The following is a 17,377-nucleotide window of genomic DNA, read 5'->3' on the forward strand; positions in this document are numbered from 1 at the left end:
TCAGCGGGTGCGCGGGAAGCCGAGGTCGACGCTCGAGGTGGCGGGGTCGGGCCAGCGCTGCGTCACCACCTTGCCGCGGGTGTAGAAGTTGATGCCCTCCGGGCCGTACATGTGCGTGTCGCCGAAGAGCGAGTCCTTCCAGCCGCCGAAGGAGTAGTACGCGACGGGCACGGGGATGGGCACGTTGATGCCGACCATGCCGACCTCGACCTCGTTCTGGAACCGGCGGGCGGCGCCTCCGTCGCGGGTGAAGATGGCGGTGCCGTTGGCGTACCGGTTGCTGTTGATGAGGGCGAGCCCCTCGTCGTAGGTGGCGACGCGCACGACCGACAGCACCGGGCCGAAGATCTCGTCGCGGTAGACGGTCATGTCCGGGGTGACATCGTCGAGCAGGGTCATCCCGAGGAAGAAGCCGTCGTCGGGCACCTGCTGCTCGCGGCCGTCGACGACCACGGTGGCACCCGCCTCGGCGCCGGCAGCGACGTAGCCGGCCACCTTGTCGCGGTGCTCGCGGGTGATGAGCGGGCCCATGTCGGTGCCCTCGGCGGCGCCCGGCCCGACCGTCAGCTTCGACAGCCGGGTGGAGATGGCGGAGACGAGCTCGTCGCCCACGTCGCCGACGGCGACGGCCACGGACAGGGCCATGCACCGCTCTCCCGCCGCGCCGTAGGCCGCCGAGACGATCGCGTCCGCTGCCATGTCGACGTCGGCGTCGGGCAGCACGAGGGCGTGGTTCTTGGCGCCGCCGAGCGCCTGGACCCGCTTGCCCTGGGCGGTGCCGCGCTCGTAGATGTACTTCGCGATCGGCGTCGAGCCGACGAAGCTGACGGCGGCGACGTCGTCGTGGTCGAGGAGGGCGTCGACGGCCTCCTTGTCCCCGTGCACCACGGTGAAGACGCCGTCGGGGAGACCGGCCTCCTTCCACAGCTCGGCGAGGAAGAGCGAGGCCGAGGGGTCCTTCTCGCTGGGCTTGAGCACGAAGGTGTTGCCGCACGCGATGGCGTTCGCGCACATCCACAGCGGGACCATGACGGGGAAGTTGAAGGGCGTGATGCCGGCGACGACGCCGAGCGGCTGGCGGATGCTGTAGACGTCGACGCCGGAGGCCGCCTGCTCGGAGAAGCCGCCCTTGAGCAGCTGCGGGACACCGGTCGCGAACTCGACGTTCTCGAGCCCGCGGGCGATCTCGCCGGCGGCGTCGGAGAGCACCTTGCCGTGTTCGGCAGTGATGATGGCGGCGAGCTCGTCGGTGCGCTCGTGCAGCAGCTCGCGGAAGGCGAAGAGCACGGCCGCGCGCTTGCTCAGCGAGCTGGTGCGCCACTCGCGGGCCGCGGCGACCGCCGTCTTGACCGCGGCGTCGACCTCTGCGGCCGAGGCGAGCGGCACCTCGCCGGTCTGCTGACCCGTGGCGGGGTCGTAGACGGGGGCGGTGCGGCCGGAGGTCCCCGGGGTGCGTGTCCCTGAGATCCAGTGGTCGATGGCGGTCACGGCGGAGGTCGTCATGGTCGCCAGATTACGTTCCAGCCCTGGGCCACACAATGAATCCATTGCTATGTTACGAACATGCGCGCGCTCATCTCCTCCCTCGAGGAGCGCCTCGACGCCCCCACCGCGAAGGGCTTGGCGCAGGCGGTGTCCCGGGCGATCCGTGACCAGGCGCTGCATCCCGGTGACCAGCTGCCGCCCATCCGCCGGCTCGCTGCCGAGCTGATGATGTCGCCGACCACGGTCAGTGCCGCGTGGCAGCTGCTGGCTCGCTCCGGGACGATCCGCTCCGACGGGCGACGCGGCACGACGGTGGCCTCCACCGCCCGGGGAGGCGAGCGCTACACCCGCGCCCTGCGCCACGAGTCACCGGTCCGCCTGGACCTCTCGACCGGCATACCGGACAGCGCCCTGCTGCCCGCGCTCGTACCGGTGCTGTCGACGCTGCACGACCCCGCCACGCCGAGCAGCTACCTCGACGACCCCGTGCTGGACGAGCTCCGCGCAGCGGTGATGCGCGACTGGCCGTATGCCGCCGACGACCTTCTCGTCGTCGACGGCGCCATGGACGGACTCGACCTCGTCACCCGCGCGCTGCTGCGCCCGGGAGACCTGGTCCTCGTGGAGGATCCCGGGTTCCCGCCGCTTCTCGACCTGCTCGAGGACCGCGGGGCAGAGGTGGTGGGCATCCCGCTCGACGAGGACGGCATGGCTCTCGAGCGAGTCGAGGCGCTGCTCCCCCGACGGCCGGCGGCCGTGGTGATCCAACCGCGCGGGCAGAACCCCACCGGCGTGTCCCTGTCAGCGGGCCGAGCGCGCCGGCTGGCCGAGCTGCTGCGCGGCCACGACTGCGTCGTCGTGGAGGACGACTCCAGCGGTCCCATCGCGACGTCGGAGCCGCTCAGCCTCGGCTCGTGGATCCCGGACCAGGTCGTGCACATCCGCAGCTTCAGCAAGTCGCACGGGCCCGACCTGCGGATCGCCGCCCTCAGCGGGCCGGACGCGCTGCTGGGCCCGGTACGCCACGCGCGGGCCATCGGGCAGGGCTGGACGAGCCGCCTCCTCCAGCGGGTGCTCACCGGCCTGCTCCGCGACGAGGACTGCGCCCGGGGCATCGCCGCAGCGCGCGAGGAGTACGCCCGCCGACGGCGGCTCGTCGTCGCCGGCCTTGCCCGCCACGGCATCGAGGTGCCGGGCACCGAGGGGCTCAACATCTGGGTTCCCGTGCGCGACGAGTCCGCTGCCGTGCTGCGGCTCGCCAGCCAGGGCATCGCCGTGACGCCCGGGTCCCCCTTCTCCGTCGGCAAGGTCACCGGCGCGGAGGGGCACGTGCGGGTCACCACCGGCCTGGTGCGCGAGCACCACGCGGAGCTGGCGGACGTCATCGCCGAGGCGGCGAACGCCGGGACCTGGACCGCCCAGCACCGCTGAGCGACGGCGATCCACCGGTTCGCCTGCCGCCGCGGGTCCGGCGGAGGCTAGGAGCGCAACGCCTCGAGCACCTGGGCCACCCGCCGCCCGCGCGTCTCCTCCGTCTTGGCGGAGGACACCGAGAGGGCGTACGCCTTCTGCTTGCTCGGCGTGAGCGCCGCCCAGGCCGCCGCAGCCGACTCGTCGGACCGGAGGGCGGCCTGCAAGGCCTCCGGCACCTCCACCGCACGCGGGGAGTCGTCGAGCTCGAGCCGCACCTGCACCTCGTCACCGGCCCCGCGCCCGGTCGCGGCCCTGGTCGCCGCGTTGAAGGACACGAGGAAGCGGCCGCCCATCGAGGCGATCGAGCCGGCGAAGGTGTAGCCGTCGTCGACCGTCACGGACACCGGCACGCGCTTGCCACGACCGAACGACATCACCACGTCGTCGGGCACCACGATCGCGACGTTGTTGCCGCCCGTGGGCTCGAGCACGGTGCGGAAGGTCTGGACGGTCTCGGCCACTGCTGCTCCCGGATGTCGAGGGGGGGTGAACGGGTTCGGTCAGCCCTTTGCGGCGGCGGCCCTGAGGCGCGCCTCCTCGGCGCGTACCTGGGCGAAGATGTCACGCTCGGCCACCAGCCAGTCGGGCATCTCGTCGAGGATCGCCTTGATCTGTGCCGTCGTCAGGTGCTCACCCACACCGGCCCGGGCGAGGCCGGAGTTGGAGATACCGAGCCTGCGCGCCGTCTCCTGGCGGGTGTGGGGGCCGTTGCGGCGCAGGTCCGAGAGCCACTGCGGCGGGTCGGCCTGCAGGGCGTTGAGCTCGTCGCGGCTGACCACGCCGGCCTGGAACTCCGGGGGCGTCTCCCCGAGCAGGACACCGAGCTTCTTCGCGGCCGTCTGGGGTTTCATGGTCTGCGGCTTCGGCATGGCACCAGCGTAGGGGCTGCGCTCCCGGCGCCCGACCACTCGCCCGACCACTTGCCCGACCGCTCGCCTCGGGACCGGGGGCCCGGCAGCCACCGGCGACCTCGGTCACGCGTGGGGCGGCCGACGCTCGCTGCACTAGCCTCGGACCGTGCTGCCACGCCCGTGGACGCCCGCGACGGAAGGCCAACCATGACGCACGCGTTCCGCGTCGAGTTCGTGCCCGGTGTGACGCCGGACAAGTGGCTGCGCACGTGGGCCACCCGCTTTCCCGAGGCGCCGCTGGAGGCCAGCCCGGTCGACGACGGTGAGGCGCTGGTCCACCTGCGGGACGGCTCCGCGTCGATGGCCCTGGTCCGGCTGCCAGTAGAACGCGATGGCCTGCACGTCATCCCCCTCTACGAGGAGGTGCCCGTCGTGGTGGTCGCCAAGGAGCACGTCATCGCGGCCTTCGACGAGGTCGACATCGCCGACCTCGCCGAGGAGGTGCTGCTCCAGGACCCGGCGCAGGTGCCGGAGTGGGCGCAGCTGGCGGGTGCCGACGTGCGCGCGCGTGCCGCCGCCATGCCCCCGATGACGACGAAGCAGGCCGTCTCGGTCGCCGCTGCGGGGTCCGGCATCGTCGTGGTCCCCATGTCGGTGGCGCGGCTGCACCACCGCAAGGACGTCGTGCACCGCCCGGTGACCGGCGTGTCCCCCTCCGGGATCGGACTCGCCTGGCGCGTCGACGACGAGGACCCCCGCATCGAGGACTTCATCGGCATCGTGCGCGGCCGCACCGCCCGCTCCAGCCGGGGCGCCCAGCCTGCGACGGAGGATGCGCGCGAGGCGCGTGGTTCCGGGGACGCCGGCGGGCGGCATACGTCGTCGGAGGGGCGCCGGCAGGACCGCGGGCGCACGGTCCCCCAGCGCGGCGCGGCGCCGCGACGTCGCGCCTCCCGCGGGACCGGCAGCCGCCGCAAGGGCCGCCGCTGACCCTGCCGCGTCGGTGAGCCCGGCAGCGGCTGGGATCAGCTGCTGCGGCGGGCGCGGGCCACGATTCCGGCGAGGTCGGCGGCGCGGACCCCCGCCAGGGTGTCGATGTGCACGGCGCCGTCGATCTCGGGCACCGGAACGACGTGCGGGATCGCGATGGTCGGCACGCCGGCTGCCGTCGCCGAACGGACTCCCGCCGGCGAGTCCTCGATGGCGATGCAGTCGGCCGGGTCGGCCCCCACGAGTCGCGCGGCCTCGAGGTAGGGCTCCGGGTGCGGCTTGCCGTGGCTCACCTCGTCGCCGGTCACGAGGTGGTCGAACGCGCCCTCAGGAAGGTTGCGCACGACCACGTCGGCGAGGGAGCGCCAGGACATCGTGACGAGCAGGGACGGCACGCCCAGAGAGCCGAGCTCGAGCAGCAGCTCCCGCGCCCCTGGCCGCCAGGGAACGCGCTGCTCGACCCGGCGGATGACGCGCTGCAGCAGCGCGTCGACGATCTCCGGGACCGACAGGGGGATCCCCGACTGGTCGATGATGAGCTGGGCAGAGACCTCGAGCGCGTTGCCGACGAGCTGGTGCGCGAACTCGTCGTTCCACACGCCCCCGTGCGCTCCGACGAGCTCGTGCTCCGCCTCGATCCAGTACGGCTCGGTGTCGACCAGCGTGCCGTCCATGTCCCAGAGGACGGCGGCCGGCAGCGACGCGGCCGTGCTGTCGACCGCCGGCTCGTCGGGCTGGTCCGCCGTGGCGGGCGCTCCGCCGGCTGCGTGCGAGAGGCTCACGACGTCAGTCCTCCGGGTCGTAGGCGAGGTTGGCGGACAGCCACCGCTCAGCCTGCGCGAGGGTCCAGCCCTTGCGGTCGGCGTAGTCCTGCACCTGGTCGCGGCCGAGCCGGCCGACGACGAAGTACTGCGAGTCCGGGTGGGAGAAGTACCACCCCGACACCGAGGCGCCCGGCGCCATGGCCATGCTCTCGGTCAGGGTGATGCCGGTGTTGCGCTCCACGTCGAGCAGGCGCCAGAGCGTCTCCTTCTCGGTGTGCTCGGGACACGCCGGGTAGCCCGGGGCCGGGCGGATGCCGGCGTACTGCTCCTTGATCAGGGCGACGTTGTCGAGGTGCTCGTCGGGGGCATACCCCCAGAACTCCTTGCGGACGCGCTCGTGCAGCCGCTCGGCGAAGGCCTCGGCCAGGCGGTCGGCGAGCGACTCGAGCAGGATCGCGTCGTAGTCGTCGAGGGAGGCGCGGAACTGCGCCACGCGCTCGGCGGCGCCGAGGCCCGCGGTCACCGCGAAGCCACCGACCCAGTCCTTCGTCGTGCCCTTCGGCGCGACGTAGTCGGCCAGCGACCGGTTCGGAACGCCCGCGCGGTGCTCGCCCTGCTGGCGCAGGTGGTGCAGCACGGCGAGCGGCTGGGTGCGGTCCTCGTCGTGGTAGACCTCGACGTCGTCGCCGACCCCGTTGGCCGGGAAGAACCCGATGACGCCCTTGGCCGTGAGCCAGCGCTCCTCGACGATCCGGTCGAGCATGGCCTGCGCGTCGTCGTAGAGCTTGCGGGCGGCCTGCCCGCTGGCGGGGTTGTTGAGGATGTCGGGGAAGCTGCCCTTGAGCTCCCAGGCGTTGAAGAACGGCTGCCAGTCGATGTAGCGGCGCAGCTCGTCGAGCGGATAGTCGTGGAAGACCTTGACGTGCTGGGCCGTCCCGCGCGAGCGGGTGATCGAGGAGACGTCGTGGTCCTGCTGCAGCAGCAGGTGCGGGTGCGGCGGGTGGTAGCCGCCCCACTCCATCGGGGTGCGGCGCTCGCGGGCCTGTTCGAGCGTGAGCAGCGGCCGCTCGTGCTTGCCCGCGTGCCGGGCGCGGAGGGAGTCGTAGTCCTCCTTGACCTTGGCCATCAGTTTCGGGCGCAGCTCGTCGCTGAGCAGGGCCGCGGCCGTCGGCACGGAGCGGGACGCATCCTTGACCCAGACCACCGGCCCGTCGTAGCGCTGGTCGACCTTGACCGCGGTGTGCGCGCGCGAGGTCGTCGCACCGCCGATGAGCAGCGGGATGGACATGCCCTGGCGCTGCATCTCGGCGGCGAAACCGACCATCTCGTCGAGCGAGGGCGTGATGAGGCCGGAGAGGCCGATGATGTCGGCGTCGTGCTCCCTGGCGGCGTCGAGGATCTTCTGCGCGGGCACCATGACGCCGAGGTCGATGACCTCGTAGTTGTTGCACTGCAGGACCACGCCGACGATGTTCTTGCCGATGTCGTGGACGTCGCCCTTGACCGTCGCCATGACGATCGTGCCGTTGGTGTCCTTCTCCGTGGCCAGCGAGGGGTCGTCGATCTTCTCCTGCTCGATGAACGGGATGAGGTAGGCGACGGCCTTCTTCATGACGCGGGCGCTCTTGACCACCTGCGGCAGGAACATCTTGCCGGCGCCGAAGAGGTCGCCGACCACGTTCATGCCGTCCATGAGCGGGCCCTCGATGACCTCGATGGGACGGCCGCCGCGCGCCTCGATCTCGGCCCGCAGCACCTCGGTGTCGGCCTCGATGTGCGCGTCGATGCCCTTGACGAGGGAGTGGGTGATGCGCTCGCCGATGGGCAGGGCGCGCCACTCCTCCTCGCTCACCTCGGCCGCCTGGCCGGTCTTGTTGTACTCCTCGGCGATCTCGAGCAGGCGCTCGGCGGCGTCGGGCCGGCGGTTGAGGATGACGTCCTCGATGCGCTCGCGCAGCTCCGGGTCGACCTCGTCGTAGACGGCGAGGGCCCCGGCGTTGACGATGCCCATGTCGAGGCCCGCCGCGATGGCGTGGAAGAGGAAGACGGCGTGGATCGCCTCGCGCACCGGGTTGTTGCCGCGGAAGCTGAACGAGACGTTGGAGATGCCGCCGGAGACCTTGGCCCCCGGGAGGTTCTCCTTGATCCAGCGGGTCGCCTCGATGAAGTCCAGGCCGTAGGAGGCGTGCTCCTCGATGCCGGTCGCGACGGCGAAGACGTTGGGGTCGAAGATGATGTCCTCGGCCGGGAAGCCGACCTCGTCGACCAGCAGGCGGTACGCGCGTGAGCAGATCTGCTTGCGCCGCTCCAGCGAGTCGGCCTGGCCGTCCTCGTCGAAGGCCATGACGACCGCGGCCGCGCCGTACTTGCGCACGAGGCGGGCCTGCTCGAGGAAGCGCTCCTCCCCCTCCTTGAGGGAGATGGAGTTGACGATCGCCTTGCCCTGCACGCACTTCAGGCCGGCCTCGATGACCTCCCACTTGGAGGAGTCGACCATGACGGGCACCCGGCTGATGTCCGGCTCGCTCGCCACGAGCTTGAGGAAGCGGTCCATGGCCGCGACGCCGTCGATCATCCCCTCGTCCATGTTGACGTCGATGACCTGCGCGCCGCTCTCGACCTGCTGGGCCGCCACGGACAGTGCCGTGTCGTAGTCGCCGTCCTTGATGAGCTTGCGGAAGCGTGCCGAGCCGGTGATGTTGGTGCGCTCGCCGACGTTGACGAAGAGGCTGTCCTCGGTGATGGTGAACGGCTCGAGCCCGGAGAGGCGCATGGCCGGCTGGGCCGGGCCGAACTCACGCACCGCCTTCCCGTCGACGGCCTTGGCGATGGCGGCGATGTGCTCGGGGGTGGTGCCGCAGCAGCCGCCGACGAGGTTGACCAGGCCGGCCTCGGCGAACTCGCCGACGATCGCGGCCGTCTCGTCGGGCGCCTCGTCGTACTCGCCGAAGGCGTTGGGCAGGCCGGCGTTCGGGTAGCAGGACACGAAGCAGTCGGCGAGACGCGACATCTCGGCGATGTAGGGCCGCATCTCCTTGGCGCCGAGCGCGCAGTTGAGGCCGACGGCCAAGGGCGCCACGTGCCGGACCGAGTTCCAGAACGCCTCGGTCACCTGGCCGGAGAGCGTGCGCCCGGAGGCGTCGGTGATGGTGCCGGAGACGACGACCGGCCAGCGCCGACCCTGCTCCTCGAAGAGCGTCTCGACGGCGAAGATCGCAGCCTTGGCGTTGAGGGTGTCGAAGATGGTCTCGATGAAGATGAGGTCGCTGCCGCCGTCGACCAGGCCCCGGGCCGCCTCGAGGTAGGCGGCGACGAGCTGGTCGTAGGAGACGTTGCGTGCCCCGGGGTCGTTCACGTCGGGCGAGATGGAGGCCGTACGCGTCGTCGGCCCGAGCGCCCCGGCGACGTAGCGCGGTCGCTCGGGGGTGCGAGCCGTCATCGCGTCGGCCTCGCGACGGGCCAGGGCCGCGGCCGCGTGGTTGAGCTCGTAGGCCAGCTCCTCCATGCCGTAGTCCGACAGGGAGATCGCGTTGGCGTTGAACGTGTTGGTCTCGATGATGTCCGCGCCGGCCTCGAGGTACTCGCGGTGGATGCCGGCGATGATCTCGGGCGCCGTCAGCGTCAGCAGGTCGTTGTTGCCCTGCACGTCGGTCGGCCAGTCGGCGAAGCGTTCGCCGCGGTAGCCGGCCTCGTCGGGACGGTCCCGCTGGATGGCCGTGCCCATCGCGCCGTCGAGGATCATGATGCGCTGACCGAGGCTCGTGGTCAGGCTCTCGGTGGCGTCGGGTCGCTGCAGCGACTGGGACAACGTGGCTCCTCTCGGCGGCACGGGTTTCGCGCCGTATGACGGGACCGCGCTGATTCTACGGAGCGTCTCGCGCCGATGCGCCGCCAGCCCGCACTGCGGTCACCCGGGGCGGCATACCCGGCAGCCGGCATACCGGCACGAAGGGGGAGGTCCGCGGACACCGGGGACGTGACGGGGGACGCGCCGTCCCCGTCGCGGGCCCCGCGGCACCGGCAGGACCTAGGCTGATGGGGTGGGCGCGACCGCGCGCACGGTGAAGGAGAAGACGTGCTGGAGTTCGAGGACGTGCCGGAGCTGACCGACCCGGTGCTCATCGCGGCCTTCGAGGGCTGGAACGACGCCGGTGAGGCGGCCACGAGCGCCGTCCGTCACCTGGCCGACGTGTGGGGTGCCGAGGTGGTGGCGGCCTTCGACCCCGAGGACTACTACGACTTCCAGGTCAACCGTCCCCGCGTGTCCCTCGAGGACGGCCGGCGACTGCTCAGCTGGCCGACCACCCGCATCCTCGTCGCCACCGAGACCGGCTTCGAGCGCGACGTCGTGCTGGTGCAGGGCATCGAGCCGTCGATGCGGTGGCGTGCCTTCTCCCTCGAGCTGCTCGAGCTCGCCGAGCAGCTGGGCGTGACGACGATCGTCACGGTCGGCGCACTACTCGCCGACGTCCCGCACACGCGTCCCATCCCGGTGACCGCGACGGCCGAGGACGAGGCGGCCATCCACCGGTTCGACGTCGAGGCCTCCCGCTACGAGGGGCCGACGGGCATCGTCGGCGTGCTGACCCACACCGCCACCGAGTCCGGCGTCCCGACCGTCTCGGCCTGGGCCGCGGTGCCGCACTACGCCGGCGGGGCGCCCTCGCCCAAGGCGACGCTCAGCCTGCTGCGCCGCATCGAGTCCCTCCTCGGCATCACCGTGCCGCACGGCGAGCTCGAGGAGAACGCCCGCGCCTGGGAGCGCGGGGTCGACGAGCTGGCGCAGTCGGACGAGGAGGTCGCCGAGTACGTCCAGTCCCTCGAGGAGGCTCAGGACACGGCCGAGCTGCCAGAGGCGAGCGGCGACGCGATCGCCCGGGAGTTCGAGCGCTACCTGCGCGGCCGCGACGACGACCAGCCCGGTCGCTGAGCCCGCTCTGGGGCGTGGCCCTCACCCGCAGCCGTATGCCGTCCGCGCCGGGTGGCCTCGGGCGCCCCGCTGAGGGGCCCTCTCAAGGACGCATTCAGGGGGTGGCGAGCAGGGTCAGGGCGTCGGCCAGCCGCCCGATGTGGATGCTGGCCGACCCGGTCCGAGGGTCCGCGTCGGCCAGGGCCGCCACGGACGAGCTGACGCGCTCGCGCGCCTGCACCACCGCGGCGGCCGGCTTCGCGGGCGCGGGAAGGGATCCGATCTCCGCGAGGCTGCGCGACTGCGCGGCGAGCTCGCCGCACGCGGTGGAGAGCTCAGGGGACGCGATCTCGGACGAGGTCAGCATCGCCGCGAGGGCCCGTGCGTGCGACCCGCAAGCGCCGAGGACGCTGAGCCGGTGGCGCAGCCGACCGCGGTCCACCCCGACCAGGCCGCCGCGGGCGACCGCACGGTAGGTGTTGACCACCTGCCGGCCCCACGAGTCGAGCTCCACGGTCAGGGCCAGCAGGTCGGCACCGTGCTCGAGGCGCAGGTGCTCGGCGCATCCGTCCAGCAGGTCCGCCAGTCGGTGCAGGAATCCCGAGCGGGCCGCCCGGGCCGTCGCACGCGTGCCGGTCGGCAGCACGAGCACCGAGACGGCCACGCCGATCACCGCACCTGCCGCCGTCTCCTCCAGCCGAAGCACGAGCACCGCGTCGGTGAAGGTGTTGAGCAAGGTGTACATCTGCCCGAGGAGCAGGGTGATGAAGAAGATCATGGCGGCGTACGACAGCTGCTGGACGTAGAAGGCCAGGAAGATGCTGGCGAACAGCACCGCGAGCGCGGCCGGCGGGTGCCCCGTCGTCAGGTGGGCCAGACCGATCGCCCCGACGAGGCCGGCCATGGTTCCGGCCACCCGGGCGACGCTGCGCCGCAGCGTCTCCCCGGTGTTGGAGGCGCCGGTGAAGGCGATGAAGGCGGTGATGACGGCCCAGTAGTAGCGCTGCGGCGAGATGACCTCGCCGACGACGATCGCCAGCGCGGCCGCCGTCGCCGCCTGCACCGCCTGACGGGTCGTCAGCTGCAACCGGGTCGACGACCAGCGCCTGCCGGCCTGGTCCTCCAGCAGGCTCGAGGCCACGACTGCCGAGCCCGGCAGGTTGCCGGCGAACAGCGTGACGACCGGCTCGAAGTCGGCGTCGGCCGCGGTCCGGTCGAGCAGGTCCTCGGCGTTCGCGCGGTGGGCCACGGGGTCGTCCAGGTGTCCGGCATCCCACTGCTCCACCAGGCGCAGCAGGTCCGCCGCGGACCACGTGAGCCGTCGGATCGCGGGCGTGTGCGTGGTCACCTGCGCCTCGAGGGTGGCGACCCGCCGATGCGCCTCGTGGCCCGCGCCCCACCCGAGCGACCGCAGCAGGTCGCCGATGTCCCGGACCAGCCCTTCCGGCAGGTCCGGCTTGTGTCGCGCGAGGTCGACGACGGCGGCTGCCGCCTCGTCCATGGCGATCTCGAGGTCGACCGTCCACCGGCGCACCTGCCCTCGCCGCAGGCCCGCGGGGACGGCACGGGGGTCGGCCAGCTGGCCGTCCATCAGCAGGGCGATCTCCGACAGCTGGACGAGCTGCGTGCGCAGGCGGCGCTGGGGTCCGGGCGCGTCGGGCTCGTTCAGCACGTCGAGCATCGCGGCGATGCCGGCACGGGCACGGGCTCGCAACGCCTCCACGGTGCGGCGCAGGCGCACCCGCGGGTTGTCGCGCAGCACCGTGAGCAGCAACAGCCCCACCCAGGCCGAGGCGACGACGACGGCACCGAGCATGAACGGCAGGGCCACGAGCGGCGGGTGCAGGAACAGCGCGAAGAAGAAGCCCTGCCACGCCAGGAAGCCGTAGGTGAACCAGCGCGGACCGAAGCGCCGCACCCAGACCGCGACGAAGGAGATCACCACGAAGGTCGCCAGACCGAGCCAGTGCTGCCTCGAGGTGACCACGCCCAGCGTCGCGCCGAGCCCGGCGGCGAGCGGCACACCGGCCATCGTCGTGAGCGTGGTCGCCCGGGAGGGCTCGCTGACCGACGTGGACACGAGCATGGCGACGATCGCGCCGAGCAGCACCGCCAGGGTCGCGGGTGCACCGAGCGCTCGGGCGAACGCGAGCTCGACGACCACCGTCGTGCCGACTGCGAGGACGGCGTTGAGCCCCCGGCGCAGCCGGAAGAGTCCCGGGTCGGAGGCAACCAGGCGGTCGCGGGCGTCGCGCAGGCCCGTCCTGACCCGGCCTGCCCCCAGCTGGGGCAGCACCCGTGACCAGCCTTCCGCGGTGGAGGGGTGCACGAGAGACGATCCTTCCCGAGGCCGCCGCGACCCACGGGGCCGGGAACCACCATGCCCGACCGGGCGCATCCCGGGCGAGCGGCGAGTCAGAGCCGGACGCCGAGCAGGGCGTCGAGCGCCCGACCCAGTATGCCGGGTGCGCCCGGGTCGTCGCCGCCGCGGCTGAGTGCCTGGCTGGCCCACCGATCGACCGCCTCGAGCGCCCGAGGGCTGTCGAGGTCGTCGGCGAGGGCGGCCCGCATGTCGTCGACCGTCTGGTCGGCGACCGGGCCACCGTTGCCGGACAGCGCCTCACGCCAGGTCTCGAGGCGCTGCTGGGCCTCGGCGAGCTGGCCGTCGGTCCACACCCAGTCGTGCGCGTGGTGGCGCGCCAGCAGGGCGAGACGGATCGCCATGGGGTCCACGCCCTGCTTGCGCAGCTGCGAGACGAGGACGAGGTTGCCCCTGCTCTTGCTCATCTTCTCGCCGTCGAGTCCGACCATGCCCTGGTGGACGAAGGCGCCGGCGAAGGAGCTCGACCCGCTGAGCGCCCGTCCGTGCGCCGAGCTCATCTCGTGGTGCGGGAAGACAAGGTCGGTGCCACCGCCCTGCACGTCGACGGGGATGCCGAGGTGGTCCATGGCGATGCAGGCGCACTCGATGTGCCAGCCCGGCCGGCCCGGGCCGAGACTGCCACCGTCCCACTCCGGCTCGCCCTCGCGGTGGGCCCGCCACAGCAGGGCGTCGAGGCGGTTGCGCTTCCCGGGGCGGTCGGGGTCTCCCCCGCGCTCGGCGAAGACCTCCATCATCCCGGCCTCGTCGAGGTGGCTCACCGAGCCGAACCGGGGGTCGCGGGCCACGTCGAAGTAGTAGTCGCACGCACCCTCGCGGGACGCGTCCGGCGCCGGCACGGCATACGCCCACCCGTCGGCGACGAGCTTCTCGATGGGAGGGACGAACGTGGGGATGCTCTCGACGGCGCCGAGGTACTCGTCGGGCGGGATGACCGCGAGAGCCGTCATGTCCTCGCGGAACAGCGCGATCTCCCGCGTCGCGAGGTCGCGCCAGTCGATGCCGTCGCGCTCGGCCCGCTCGAGCAGGGGGTCGTCGATGTCGGTGATGTTCTGCACGTAGCGCACGCTGTGGCCGTTGTCGCGCAGCACCCGGCCGAGCAGGTCGAACGTCACGTACGTCGCGGCGTGCCCCATGTGCGTGGCGTCGTACGGCGTGATGCCGCAGACGTAGAGCGTCACCTGCTCGCCACGGGCGGCCTGGACCAGCTCGCCGGAGGCGGTGTCGCGCACGAGCACTTCGGGGGCGCTGCCCGGAACCTTGGGGATGAACGGCGTCGGCCAGCTTCTCACGCGCCGACTCTATCCCGGCCCTCTCGTGCGCTCCGGACCGGTCGACCGCCGCCGGGAAGGGCTCAGAGCGGCGGCCAGGGCACCGAGGGCCAGTCGCGACTCGGGTAGGGGTGGACCCCGCGTTCGAGGAGCCGGACCACCCGCAGCGCCAGCGCCTCGACGTCGGCCGCGGGCAGCAGGGCGAGCAGCCGAGCCCGGTCCGCGTCGTCGTCGAGGGCGGCGCGAAGTCGCTGCAGGCGCTCGCGGTCCGCGTCGGTGAGCGGCTCGCCGGCCCAGCCCCACAGCACCGTGCGCAGCTTCGGCGTCGGTGAGAAGGTCACCCCGTGGTCGATGGCCCAGAGTCGGCCGTCGCGGTCACGCAGGCAGTGCGAGCCCTTGCGGTCGGAGTTGTTGAGCGCCGCGTCGAGCACCGCCAGCGACCGCACGTCCTCGGCGCCGGAGTGCACGACCGTGACGCTCCGGCCCCCGGGCGTCTCGCCGTCCAGCACCTCGTGCCAGCCCTCGGGAGTGTGCCCCTCGGGGACGAGGTCGACGACGACGTCGTCGGAGACGGGGTCGAAGGGGTCGCCGATCCAGAGCTGGACCGACCCGGGCCCGAGTGGGCCGTCCCGCAGCACCGTCGGCGGCACGACGTCCCAGCCACCCAGCTGGGACACGACGTGGGCCGCCACCTCACGCCCGGCGAGGGTGCCGTCGGGGAAGTCCCACAGCGGCCGTTCCCCTCGGACCGGCTTGTAGATGACGTGACCGCCGGGCAGCGTCGAGACGCGCGCGATGACGGCGAGGTTGGACGAGTCCGCCACCCTGCCGAGCACCTCGATCTCGCCGGTCAGGTCGACCGCCGACGGAGTGAGGTCAGCGCTTGTAGCCATTGGCCCGCGGGCAGATGTGGCCCGTGGGGTCGAGCGGGTTGCCGCAGAAGGGGCACGGCGGACGGCCGGCCGCCACCAGGGCGGTGCTGCGTCGCGCGAAGGCGCGGGCCTCCGCCGGGCTGAGGCTCACCCGGATGGAGTTGCGCGCCAGCAGGCTCACCTCGTCGTCGGACTCCTCGTCGACCTCGTCGGGGTCGTGGTCGTGGCACTCGATGACGAGCTTCTGGCGGTCCTCGTCCCACGCGAGGGACAGGGTCTGGACGCGCCAGTCCTCGTCGAACGGCGTCTGCAGCGGCTCGGTGTCCTCTGCGACGCCGCCGGGCTCGCCGGGCTCGACCGCCTCGGCGGGAGCCAGCTGGTCGAGGACGTCGTTGATGCGGTCGGCGAGGATGGAGACCTGCTGCTTCTCGACGCCCACGGTGACCACGAGGGGGCCGGTGCTCGCCTGGAGGTAGAAGGCCCGCTGGCCGGCGGGGCCGACCGTCCCGGCGACGAACCGGTCAGCGGGATCGAAGTCCTGGACCGTCATGCTCCCGACCCTATCCGACGGCCGGGGTCGTTCCGGCGCCGCCGCCCACCACCGCGTCGCCCTCCTCGGTGGCCGGTTTCTCGGGCGGTCGGAGGCCCGCGAGGTCCCCGCCGACGTCGTTGAGCCGCAGCACGAACGGCTTGCGGCTCGTGTAGTGCACGACGCTCACGGAGGCGGGGTCGACGTGGATGCGCTGGAAGTCGTCCAGGTGTGCGCCCGTCGCGTGGGACAGGATCGACTTGATGACGTCGCCGTGCGAGACCGCCACCCAGATCGCGTCCTTGCCGTGGGTCTCGAGGATGCGCGCGTCCGTCTCGCGCACGGCCTGCAGGGCCCGGTCCTGCATCTCGACCATCGACTCCCCCGGGTATGCCGCCGAGTCGGGGAAGCGCGCCTCGCTGGGTCGGTCCTGGACGACCTTCCAGAGCTCTTCCTTGGCCAGCTCTGAGATCGGGCGGCCCGTCCAGGCGCCGTAACGGCACTCACCCAGGCCGGGGTGGACGCTCCGGCCGACGTGGTCCGGGAGGGCGGCTGCGAGCAGGTCTGCCGTCTGGACGCACCGGTCGAGCGGTGAGCTGACGACCTCGGCGACCGGCAGCACGGCGGCCGCGATCCGGTGCCCCACCGCGGCGGCCTGGGCCTCCCCCGTCTCGTCGAGGAAGACCCCCGGCATCCAGCCCGCGAGGGTTCCGGCGGTGTTCGACGTGGAGCGCCCGTGGCGCACGAAGAGAACGGTGGGCACGTTGGCCACCCTAGTCCGGGCCCGGCCGCCGGCCCGCTCGTCCGGCATCCGCGACTGATGCCGCCGAACGTGGTGGAGTAGCCCTGTGATCGTGGACAAGGCCATCTACCGCAACGGCCGTCGCCAGGGGTGCGGCGACCTCAGCGACGAGCTGGACGCCCTGCGCCTGCAGCAGGACGGCTTCCTCTGGATCGGGCTCGAGGACCCGACCGACCAGGAGTTCGCCCTCGTCGACGAGGAGCTGCAGCTGCATCCGCTCGCCGTCGAGGACGCCGTCAAGGGGCACCAGCGGGCCAAGATCGAGAAGTACGAGTCATCGCTCTTCGTCGTCCTGAAGACGCTGCGCTACATCGAGGCCACGAGCGACATCGAGACCGGCGAGGTGATGCTCTTCATCGGGGACCGTTTCGTCGTGACGGTGCGCCACGGCCAGGGCAACCCGCTGGCCGAGGTGCGCCAGCGTCTCGAGGCCATGCCCAAGCGGCTGCGCCTCGGGCCCATGACGGTGCTGCACGCCGTCATGGACTCGGTGGTCGACAACTACACGGTCGTCGACCGGGAGGTGCGCCAGGACCTCGAGCAGATCGAGGAGCAGGTCTTCGCCTCCGACGCGGGCGGCGACGCCAACACGATCTACCGGCTCAAGCGGGAGGTGCTCGAGTTCCGCCGCGCCAGCCAGCCGTTGACCGACACGCTGGCTCACTTCATGGACCCCGTGCGAGGCGGCGGCGTCGGGAAGGAGCTCCTACCGTTCTTCCGCGACGTGGCCGACCACCTGCGCCTCGTCAACGACCACGTCGAGTCCTACGACCGGCTGCTGACCGACGTCCTCTCGGCCCATCTCGCCAGCGTCGGGGTGAAGCAGAACGAGGACATGCGCCGCATCTCCGCCTGGGTCGCCATCGCCGCCGTGCCGACGATGATCGCCGGCATCTACGGCATGAACTTCCAGTACATCCCCGAGTTGGAGGCGAGCGTCCACGTGGGCGGCCGCGAGGTCTACTACGGCTATTTCGTCGCGGTCGCCGTCATGGCCGGCGCCTGCATCGGGCTCTACCGGGCGTTCAAGCGTTCGGGTTGGCTGTAGGTG

14 protein-coding genes are annotated in these 17,377 nt (G+C 72.2%); 4 read left to right on the forward strand and 10 right to left on the reverse strand.

Translation table 11 applies throughout. The features are described 5' to 3' along the window. On the reverse strand, positions 1-1,503 hold the full coding sequence (locus ABD241_RS07110; protein WP_344059900.1) for a CoA-acylating methylmalonate-semialdehyde dehydrogenase: 1,503 nt from the start codon (positions 1,501-1,503) through the stop codon (positions 1-3). Positions 1,504-1,563: 60 nt separating this feature from the next. On the opposite strand from ABD241_RS07110, the gene ABD241_RS07115 reads away from it, so the two are divergent. After that, positions 1,564-2,916 (forward strand): aminotransferase-like domain-containing protein, encoded by a 1,353-nt coding sequence (locus ABD241_RS07115; protein WP_344059902.1) that lies wholly within the window; start codon positions 1,564-1,566, stop codon positions 2,914-2,916. Positions 2,917-2,963: 47 nt separating this feature from the next. Here the strand turns inward: ABD241_RS07115 and ABD241_RS07120 are convergent, their stop codons facing one another. Both ABD241_RS07120 and ABD241_RS07125 read right to left on the reverse strand, forming a co-directional pair. Further along, complete coding sequence (locus ABD241_RS07120; protein WP_344059904.1) at positions 2,964-3,419, reverse strand: YdeI/OmpD-associated family protein; 456 nt, start codon at positions 3,417-3,419, stop codon at positions 2,964-2,966. Between the two features lie 39 nt (positions 3,420-3,458). After that, positions 3,459-3,827 carry a DUF5997 family protein gene (locus tag ABD241_RS07125; protein WP_344059906.1) on the reverse strand — a complete coding sequence of 123 codons (369 nt, stop codon included), beginning with the start codon at positions 3,825-3,827 and terminating at the stop codon, positions 3,459-3,461. Positions 3,828-4,016: 189 nt separating this feature from the next. Here ABD241_RS07125 and ABD241_RS07130 point away from each other — a divergent pair, with 189 nt between their 5' ends. Continuing rightward, on the forward strand, positions 4,017-4,799 hold the full coding sequence (locus ABD241_RS07130; RefSeq protein WP_344059908.1) for a LysR substrate-binding domain-containing protein: 783 nt from the start codon (positions 4,017-4,019) through the stop codon (positions 4,797-4,799). A gap of 35 nt (positions 4,800-4,834) precedes the next feature. Here ABD241_RS07130 and ABD241_RS07135 read toward each other — a convergent pair whose 3' ends face one another. Together ABD241_RS07135 and metH are read right to left on the reverse strand one after the other, a co-directional pair. After that, the gene (locus tag ABD241_RS07135; protein ID WP_344059944.1) at positions 4,835-5,497 is read right to left on the reverse strand and encodes an HAD family hydrolase; all 663 of its coding nucleotides are present in this window, start codon (positions 5,495-5,497) and stop codon (positions 4,835-4,837) included. 88 nt (positions 5,498-5,585) lie between these two features. Then, the gene (metH, locus tag ABD241_RS07140) at positions 5,586-9,371 is read right to left on the reverse strand and encodes a methionine synthase (RefSeq protein WP_425580715.1); all 3,786 of its coding nucleotides are present in this window, start codon (positions 9,369-9,371) and stop codon (positions 5,586-5,588) included. A 267-nt stretch (positions 9,372-9,638) separates the two neighbouring features. Here metH and ABD241_RS07145 point away from each other — a divergent pair, with 267 nt between their 5' ends. Beyond that, the gene (locus ABD241_RS07145; RefSeq protein WP_344059910.1) at positions 9,639-10,493 is read left to right on the forward strand and encodes a PAC2 family protein; all 855 of its coding nucleotides are present in this window, start codon (positions 9,639-9,641) and stop codon (positions 10,491-10,493) included. A gap of 94 nt (positions 10,494-10,587) precedes the next feature. On the opposite strand, the gene ABD241_RS07150 is transcribed toward ABD241_RS07145, so the two are convergent. The 5 genes from ABD241_RS07150 to ABD241_RS07170 all read right to left on the reverse strand — a co-directional run bounded on the left by ABD241_RS07150 (position 10,588) and on the right by ABD241_RS07170 (position 16,287). Further along, positions 10,588-12,801: an FUSC family protein gene (locus ABD241_RS07150; RefSeq protein WP_344059912.1), complete on the reverse strand. Its 2,214-nt coding sequence runs from the start codon at positions 12,799-12,801 to the stop codon at positions 10,588-10,590. A gap of 86 nt (positions 12,802-12,887) precedes the next feature. Continuing rightward, positions 12,888-14,144: a cysteine--1-D-myo-inosityl 2-amino-2-deoxy-alpha-D-glucopyranoside ligase gene (gene mshC, locus ABD241_RS07155; RefSeq protein ID WP_344059914.1), complete on the reverse strand. Its 1,257-nt coding sequence runs from the start codon at positions 14,142-14,144 to the stop codon at positions 12,888-12,890. Between the two features lie 62 nt (positions 14,145-14,206). Then, positions 14,207-15,016, reverse strand: coding sequence for an SCO1664 family protein (locus tag ABD241_RS07160; protein ID WP_344059916.1), 810 nt, complete (start codon positions 15,014-15,016; stop codon positions 14,207-14,209). Next, on the reverse strand, positions 15,000-15,545 hold the full coding sequence (locus tag ABD241_RS07165; RefSeq protein ID WP_142185359.1) for a DUF3090 family protein: 546 nt from the start codon (positions 15,543-15,545) through the stop codon (positions 15,000-15,002). The genes ABD241_RS07160 and ABD241_RS07165 overlap by 17 nt, the downstream gene beginning before the upstream one ends. A 10-nt stretch (positions 15,546-15,555) precedes the next feature. Next, complete coding sequence (locus ABD241_RS07170; RefSeq protein WP_344059919.1) at positions 15,556-16,287, reverse strand: MSMEG_4193 family putative phosphomutase; 732 nt, start codon at positions 16,285-16,287, stop codon at positions 15,556-15,558. Between the two features lie 85 nt (positions 16,288-16,372). Between ABD241_RS07170 and ABD241_RS07175 the strand changes: the two genes are divergently transcribed. Further along, positions 16,373-17,374 (forward strand): magnesium and cobalt transport protein CorA, encoded by a 1,002-nt coding sequence (locus tag ABD241_RS07175; protein WP_344059921.1) that lies wholly within the window; start codon positions 16,373-16,375, stop codon positions 17,372-17,374. Positions 17,375-17,377 lie beyond the last annotated feature (3 nt).

Origin of the sequence: Terrabacter lapilli (assembly GCF_039531305.1) — a bacterium.
Taxonomy (GTDB): Bacteria; Actinomycetota; Actinomycetes; order Actinomycetales; family Dermatophilaceae; genus Terrabacter; species Terrabacter lapilli.